Source organism: Nocardia pseudovaccinii NBRC 100343 (assembly GCF_001613225.1).
GTDB classification, from domain to species: Bacteria; Actinomycetota; Actinomycetes; order Mycobacteriales; family Mycobacteriaceae; genus Nocardia; species Nocardia pseudovaccinii.
In genome coordinates this window covers 1-7,353 of record NZ_BDBY01000442.1, presented here as the reverse complement: position 1 = coordinate 7,353, position 7,353 = coordinate 1, and the positions used below count along the sequence as shown (strand labels likewise).

The following is a 7,353-nucleotide window of genomic DNA, read 5'->3' as shown; positions in this document are numbered from 1 at the left end:
GGGGTCTTCTGATCTCGGCCTGCAGTCTTCGGCGAAGACGCTCACATAGGCGCGCACTGACTATTAGCAGGCGGACAACCAGTACGGCAGTCGTCAGCGTTCTACTGAATCCGGGTTTGTGGCACTGGCTTCGGCGAAGGCTCGGGCGTAGCGGGTCCCTGCCAGGAGCAGGAGGACGCCGACTACCAGGAAGGCTGCTACTCGGACCAGACCGTCGAGGGTAGCGAGATCGAACAGGAACAGCTTGGCCAGGGCGGCCGCGGTGACGAGCAGTCCGGAGCCGAGTGCCAGTTTGGCGACGGCGGCCGAGCGGGACAGGTTGCGCAGGCCGAAGAACAGCGCGGCCGTGGCGGCGGCCATCCACAGGATGGTGGCGGCGCTGTGGCCGATGATGAAACCGTCGGCGCTGCCGGTCGCGATGCCGATCGAGACCGCCGTGGCGGTTACCGCATACAGGCCCGCGATGCTCGCGACGACGAACAGCGTCGACTCGTCGGTTCCGCCCTTGGTCATGCCGGGGAGTCTCCGGGCGCACCAGACGCCCACAAAGATGACCGCGAGCGCGAGGACGGCGCCCAGAGCGGTGGCGATACCCAGCTGCTCGTGCGCAAACCGTTGTGTCGCAAGCGCTTCCGGAGTCGCGGTGGTGAAGTACGCTACCGATCCGACCAGCGTCAATGCCGCGCCGATGGCGGCGACAATACGGGAGCGCCGCTGTCCGGCCAACCCGAGATAGCAGAGCGCCGCCAGGAAAAGTGCGATGGGCAGAGTCTGAACTCGCGTCACGCCGACACACGCTTCGAGCAGCGCGAACGAACCGGCGATCGCGGAGACGAATGCGATCGAATCCGGAATCCGCACCAGCTCACGCAATTTCGGCACCATGGGCAATATCGCCACGGCCAACAGAACCGCCGCGTAAACGGCCGCGACCAAGGTGGCCGGGTGCCGCTCGAACATCGCGGGGGCGGCCAAGAGCGGAGCCGACGAAAGCGCGAAGCTCAGCGCGGCCACGATATCGCCGGATCGCCTGCGCACCACCAGAACACCGCCGACCAACCCGATCGCCGCGATCGCCACCCCAGCGGTGAGCAGCCAGTACACCCGGCCCTGCGCCGGATCGTCGACGACGGCGACGGCAATGGCGAACAAGGTCGCCAATGTCGCAGGAACGGTGCGCACCACATGCAGGAACGGCCAATCACGGACCAATTGCACCGGCACACAGGTCAACTGCAACACGATCAGGAATGCGAGCAGCACCAGTTCCGAAGTGACGAACGGCGACAACAACGCCGCACCCGCGACCACGAGCACCGCCAGCGGCTGCGACTGCCACCGCATCGCCAACCCGACCCCTCCCGCCGCAATACCGAGCGCCACCGCGAGCCCGACCACCGGATGCAACCACTCGTAGATCGCCGTCACCGCGACCACATCCAGATACGCCCCGGCGATACCGGTGGCAGCCAAGGAAATTCCACCGACCCGCCCACCGACCCGACCGAACACCCGCGCCCCGGCCCCCACCAGCGCCGCCGAGAACACCACCCCGGCAACAACTCTCGGTACCGGCCCGAAGAACCCGGCCTGCGCGGCGAGCACCAACAGCATCACCACCCCGATCAGCGTCACCCCAACCCCGGCCACCGCCAGCACCCGGCTGATCATCCCCTCCTGCTGCCACCACGGCGTCTTCGGCACACGCGCCCCACCCCACCCCGGCGGAACCGCCCCACCCCCCGTCCCACGCGGTCCTGGCGGCACAAACCCGCCGGGCATACCCGAAGCCCCCGGCACTCCACCGGGCCCCGCAGCCCACCCGGACATCCCGACACCGCCCGGGGCGCCATACCCAGGCACCGGCCGCGCCCACCCGGTCGGCGGCATCGGAATCCGCCCCACCCCGCCAGGAACTGGAGCGGACGGCGCCGCACCCGCCATCGGCGCGCCGGGCATCGCCCAAGCGGCGGGCACCCCCGGCACCGCACCAGCCGCAGGCATGGCGTGAACGCCCGGAACACCGGCAGGAGCTGACTGCTGCGGCACCGCGCCCCCGGCAGGCACAACCGGAACACCAGGCCCCGCGCCTGCCGACCCCGTACCCGACACCGCAGCCTCTGCAGACACACCATGAGGACCCGAGGCCGCGCCCGCGACGGCCGACGCACCCCCCGGTGACGTCGCCGGAACACCCGGAACCGCACCAGTCGCAGCCACAACTGGAACGCCCGCAACATCAGCAGAAGCTGATTGCTGCGGCACCGCGCCCCCGGCAGGCACAACCGGAACACCGGGAATCTCTCCTGTTGTAGGCACAGCTGACACCGCGCCCCCGGCAAACAAGGCAGCAGTACCCGCGGCCGCTGCATCCGACCTATTCCCTGCGGGCACGGTCGGAGCATCTGGCGCCGCGCCCGCGACAGGCGCACCGGAAGCACCAGAGATCGATTCGGGTGTCGAGGCCATCGGGGCGCTCGCAGCGTCCGACCGCGCCGTCGATCTCCGGTCGGCAGCCGAGTCCCCCGAGATTGCCGATGCGGCGGTTGCATCCTGCCCAGCGCCGCACGTCGGCTCGGCCGAAGAAGCTACGGGAGCGTCCGGCAAACCTGTCTGGCCGCCGACTGCCCCTGCGGCTCCGGACGCAGACTCGCCGCTGGCACCGGGCGGCACCGGGATCGGACCGAGCGGATACTCTCCGCGAACCGAGAAGCCGGTCGACTCCGGCGAAACCGCAGATGCCGCAACCGAATCGGCGACGACCTGCGCTCGTAACAAATCCAGATCTCGGCCGAGGACGCCCATCTGCGTTCCCAACGCGGCGAACTCCTCGGACAACCGCGAAATCAGCGCGGGATCGATAGACGTAGTCATGTCTGCAATGCTGATTTCCCGAGCGCACCGGAACATGAGTAGAAACCACTGGTACTCATCCGGGATCTACTCGAATTCCATCTGCGCGACCGAACCACCCAGTACGAAGACGTCTACCGCCGCAGCGCTCCACGTAACCCCCGCCCGGTCGTGGCAGGGCGGGGGTCGGCGCTTACTGCAGGGTGTGCGAGCGCATGTTGGTGACCTGGTAGACCGCATTGATTACCGCGGACCGCGGTGGCATGCGCAGGACGCCGGGGGTCGGTTCGCCTGCCCAGTGCCAGCCGAGTTGGGAGTCGGTGGTGGGGAGCAGGACGTGGCGGCCAGGGGGGATGACGGTCACGTGATGTCCGGCCAGGCAGCGGCGCACGCTGATCTCGACCGGGATGGCCGGGCTCGGTGGTGCGACGAGGAAGGTCCAGGTGCGTTCGCCGGGTTCGGCGACCACCGGGGCCGTGTACGTCCGGTCGAGAGTGCCCAGCACTTTGCGGCCGAGATCCGGTGGCATCACCAGGGCGCCGAGGATGGAGCCGGTGGTGATCATCGGGCGACCCGCCAGCAGCTGGACCGGCAGTCCGTACCGATGTCGCAGCGTATGCGCGATTTCGTGGGGCGAGTGACAGCGCTCGAACATGGCCTACTCCTCCCCCCGTTCGCAGACCGGGTAACCCCCTCTGCGTAGCGGACCGTGCTGTTCGCGCACGCGCTGGGTGTGCCGCGCGGATCGACTGGTCTGGACACCCGGCTCGAACGCGCGATCGGCGCGGAGAGCTCGCACGGTGGTATTCGGCATGGTGATCATTGCCGCCGCCCTTTGCATTCTCAAAGTTGCAGAAAGGCAACGGTATTCCAACCGAGCAGGAACGAGTCGTACGTAATGTCCCACTTCGAGTGAGCACGATCACTTAACGTCGTACCCTGAAACAAGGATGTAACAAAGGACTTGGCTACATGGACGATTCGTCGATCGGCGTGCGGATAAGGCTCTTCCGTGGAAAGGCGCTCACGCAGCGCCAACTCGCCGACCAAGCCGGTGTCAGCGTGGATCTGGTGCGCAAACTGGAACAGGGTGGCCGCCAGACCGCGTCCATCGCCAGTCTGCAAAAACTCGCGCGCGCACTGGACGTCGACATCTCCGACCTCGTGGGCAAGCGACACGGCATCCCCTCCGGCAATCCCGATGCCGGTATCGTCGCGATCCGGCGCGCACTGACCCCGGTCGACGATCTGCTCGGCGAGCTCCCGGATGAGGGTGCGATCGGCCTCGACGAGGGCAGTCGGGCAGTCGATTACGCGTGGGGCGCCTACTGGTCCGGCCACTACGAACTGCTGACCTCGATCCTGCCGACCGGACTCACCCAGCTGCGGGCAACTGTGCACGCAGCCCGCAACGGCGCGGTCGCATCCGCGAATGAGCTACTCGCACGGATGTATTGGGTCACCGGCTGCACCCTGGTCCATCTCGGGCAGACCGATCCGGCGTTCCTCGCGATCCGGCAAGGACTTGCCGCCGCCGAACTCGGCAATGATCCGCTGCTGCTGGCCACCATTCGCGGCTCGGTCGCCTGGCAGCTGCTGGTGCAGGGCCGATATGAGGAGTCGCGCAAGGTCGCGCTGCGTGCGGCGGCGGATCTGGAGCCCGAGGGTGACGAAGCTCCGGCCCACCTGTCCGCGTACGGATCGCTGGTCCTGCAGGGCGCAACCGCGGCCGGTCGATCGCAGGACGTTCCGGAAGCGTTGTCGCTGGTCCAAGCGGCGGGTGAGGTCGCGCTGCGCATCGGCGTCGATCGTCACGATTACGAAACCTATTTCGGCCCTTCACAAGTCGTCATGCAGACGGTCGATGTGAATATCAGCTCCGAACGCTATCCGGAGGCTCTGACCGCCGCGCAGGATATGCCCGCGAATTGCGGTCTGCCCCAGGCCTCCCGCGCCCGCCACCTCACCGATACGGCCGTCGCCCTGACCCGCACCGGCCAGCACAAGCGCGCACTCGCCGCCCTGCTCGACGCCGAACGCGTCGGCGGCGCCGACTGGATCAAATACCAGTCCCTGCCCCGGCACATCGTCTCCGAACTGCTGGACCACGACCGCCGAGTCCCGTTGCGCGCCTTCGCCCGCCGTATCGGCGTCAACACTTGATCGGCGTCGAGATCCGGTCGATCACGTTAGTTCAGCGTCAGCCGCAGGTGCTCTGCGGTATCACCGCGGGCTCTATCGGCGAGTTGTGCCACAGTGGCCACTGCTGACGAGTGTGCAGCGAAAACCCAGCCGCTGCACCGGCTATTGCGGCTCACTTATCGGACTTGCGTGATCCGCGCTGCTCGACCGCCGAACGCACCGAATCCGCCCGCCGCAACATGTCCCCGCAATTGCGCCTGCACCGTTCGAGCTTCCGCGCGCCGACCTCACCGAGCCGGTCCGCGCTAGCTGCCCATCAACTTGCGCCATTGGGCGCGTAAGGAGTGTTTGGCGGTTATCGAGCCGAAGCGGATTCGGCCCTGTACAACGACGTGTAGTGGGCCGAGTGGTGGGCCGGTGCGGACCTTGTTGTTGACGCTGGAGCCGATCAGGTCGACGGCGTTGAGGTCGACGGTGGCCTCGGCGGGGACGATCAGGGTGAGTGAGCTGAGATAGTCGTCGACGTGCACCTCGACGACCTGGGTCGACATGATCGCCTCGGTGAAATCGAGGGTGACGCCGGAAAGCCAGTTGTTCAGATGCAGCGCGGGTGCCACCTGCCATGCACCGCGGCGATTGACCCCGGACAGTCGGCTGCGGATCACATTCCCCGGCGTGACCTGCGACGGGACCGAGGGCGGCGGTGACGCCCGCTTCGTGAAGGCGGGCGAGGAATTCACGTATGTCGAGGGCGGCGCGGCGGGCTGGCCGACGAGTCGCACACCGGGCAGGTCGACCAGCACGGCATTGAGTTCACCGCGGGTCTTGGCCGCCAGCGCGGTATCCATCCGCTCGGTGAACTCCCCGAGGGAGAGCATGCCGAGCCCGACGGCGCGCTGCAGCAGTTGACCGACATGTTCGCGTTCGGCATCGGAAACACGCAACTCACGATCGCCGACCACGTCACCGGAGCCGACACCGTTGGATACCGATTCGGGGCCACCCATGAATCCGAGATTACCGAGCCAAGTGCCCCCGACGCATCAGGGCAATCCCCGAGTCCCCCACCCCCTCGGCCCCGATCCCGCCGATTTCCGCGCAGATTCGGACCGTTTCCCGCTAGTTGACACCGGTGCGTCGGCGAGCCAAGCCCACACACCACCCGGGGGCCACGGAGCACCCGGCTCCACTCCCACCTATTCCGCACAGATCCGGACCGTTTCAGGCACTCATCACACAGCCGCACGGGAGAGCCAGCGGGGCACTCCATTGCACCACCGGGCACCGAGACGACGAACCCGTGGCGAAGAACGAACCGGGCACCCGGGGCCCACTAGTGGACACCTCGTGTACGAGGTGCCCACTGGCGAGACGGGGTGCCCGGTGTAGGACAGCGAGTGTCTTCTGCTGCGGCACCTGACAGATGGACGCCACGGGATGATCGGGGCGCGGATGGAACCTATGGGACCGGAGACCTCCGTGCAGGAGTCCGAGCCACCCAATGAGAACCATTGCGCTGTTCGAGAACCATTGCGCGCGGCTGCTCGAGAAACCGTTGCGGCCACCTGTTCGAGAAACCCATTGCCGCACGTATTCGAGAATCCCGTTCCGGCCACGTATTCGAGAACCGTTGCGCACCTGCTCGAGAACCCTTGCGCACCTACTCGAGCCCCTGCTCGATCGCATAGCGAGTCAGTTCAACCCGGTTGGCCAGCTGCAACTTCCGCAAGGTCGCCTGCACATGGTTTTCCACGGTTCGATGGCTGAGCCCGAGCCGAGACGCAATCTGCTTGGCGGACAAGCCTTTCGCCACCATCCGCAAAACTTCGGTCTCCCGCTCGGTGAGCGCGGGCCGATGCGGTTCATCCGGTTCGACCGGCGCGGTCGCCATCCGCCGATACTCACCGAGCACCAGCCCGGCCAGCCCGGGCGTGAACACCGGTTGCCCAGCCGCTGTAGCCCGCACCGCCTCGATCAACTCGCTCGCCGACGCACTCTTGACCAGATAACCCGAGGCCCCCGCCTTGATCGCATCCAGCACATCGGCGCGTTCGGCCGACGCCGACAACACGAGCACCCGGCTCTCCGGCGACACCCGCAGTACCTCCGCAGTCGCCTGCGCCCCATTCCCATCGGGCAACTGCATATCCATCAACACCACCGCAGGCCGCACCGCCGCCGCCCGCCGAGTAGCCGACCCCACCCCATCCGCCGTCGCGGCAACCACGAACCCCGCCTCGGCCAGATCACGGGAAACCCCATCCCGCCACATCGGATGGTCGTCCACCACCATCACTGAAATCGCCTCGGCAGCATCATCGCTGGTCACATCGTCCTCCTACGTGCTCGGGCTCCTGG

5 protein-coding genes are annotated in these 7,353 nt (G+C 67.2%); 1 reads left to right on the top strand and 4 read right to left on the bottom strand.

Annotation, left to right across the window (positions count from 1 at the left end; translation table 11 throughout):
• Positions 1 to 93: 93 nt before the first annotated feature.
• Entirely contained in the window at positions 94 to 1,704 is a 1,611-nt protein-coding gene (locus NP3_RS45535; RefSeq protein ID WP_245721396.1) for a DUF2339 domain-containing protein, read from the bottom strand.
• Between the two features lie 1,342 nt (positions 1,705 to 3,046).
• Positions 3,047 to 3,508: a hypothetical protein gene (locus NP3_RS45530; RefSeq protein WP_063047905.1), complete on the bottom strand. Its 462-nt coding sequence runs from the start codon at positions 3,506 to 3,508 to the stop codon at positions 3,047 to 3,049.
• Positions 3,509 to 3,825: 317 nt separating this feature from the next.
• On the opposite strand from NP3_RS45530, the gene NP3_RS45525 reads away from it, so the two are divergent.
• Complete coding sequence (locus tag NP3_RS45525; RefSeq protein WP_063047904.1) at positions 3,826 to 5,016, top strand: helix-turn-helix domain-containing protein; 1,191 nt, start codon at positions 3,826 to 3,828, stop codon at positions 5,014 to 5,016.
• Positions 5,017 to 5,300: 284 nt separating this feature from the next.
• Here NP3_RS45525 and NP3_RS45520 read toward each other — a convergent pair whose 3' ends face one another.
• Positions 5,301 to 6,002 (bottom strand): DUF1707 SHOCT-like domain-containing protein, encoded by a 702-nt coding sequence (locus NP3_RS45520; protein WP_063047903.1) that lies wholly within the window; start codon positions 6,000 to 6,002, stop codon positions 5,301 to 5,303.
• Between the two features lie 653 nt (positions 6,003 to 6,655).
• Positions 6,656 to 7,288 (bottom strand): response regulator, encoded by a 633-nt coding sequence (locus NP3_RS45515; protein WP_051182679.1) that lies wholly within the window; start codon positions 7,286 to 7,288, stop codon positions 6,656 to 6,658.
• Between the last annotated feature and the right edge of the window lie 65 nt (positions 7,289 to 7,353).

What these genes read in the sequence shown, in the direction of transcription:
- NP3_RS45525 (WP_063047904.1), top strand. Translation starts at nt 3,826, where the DNA reads ATGGACGATTCGTCGATCGGCGTGCGGATAAGGCTCTTCCGTGGAAAG.
- NP3_RS45520 (WP_063047903.1), bottom strand. Translation starts at nt 6,002, where the DNA reads ATGGGTGGCCCCGAATCGGTATCCAACGGTGTCGGCTCCGGTGACGTG.
- NP3_RS45530 (WP_063047905.1), bottom strand. Translation starts at nt 3,508, where the DNA reads ATGTTCGAGCGCTGTCACTCGCCCCACGAAATCGCGCATACGCTGCGA.
- NP3_RS45515 (WP_051182679.1), bottom strand. Translation starts at nt 7,288, where the DNA reads ATGGTGGTGGACGACCATCCGATGTGGCGGGATGGGGTTTCCCGTGAT.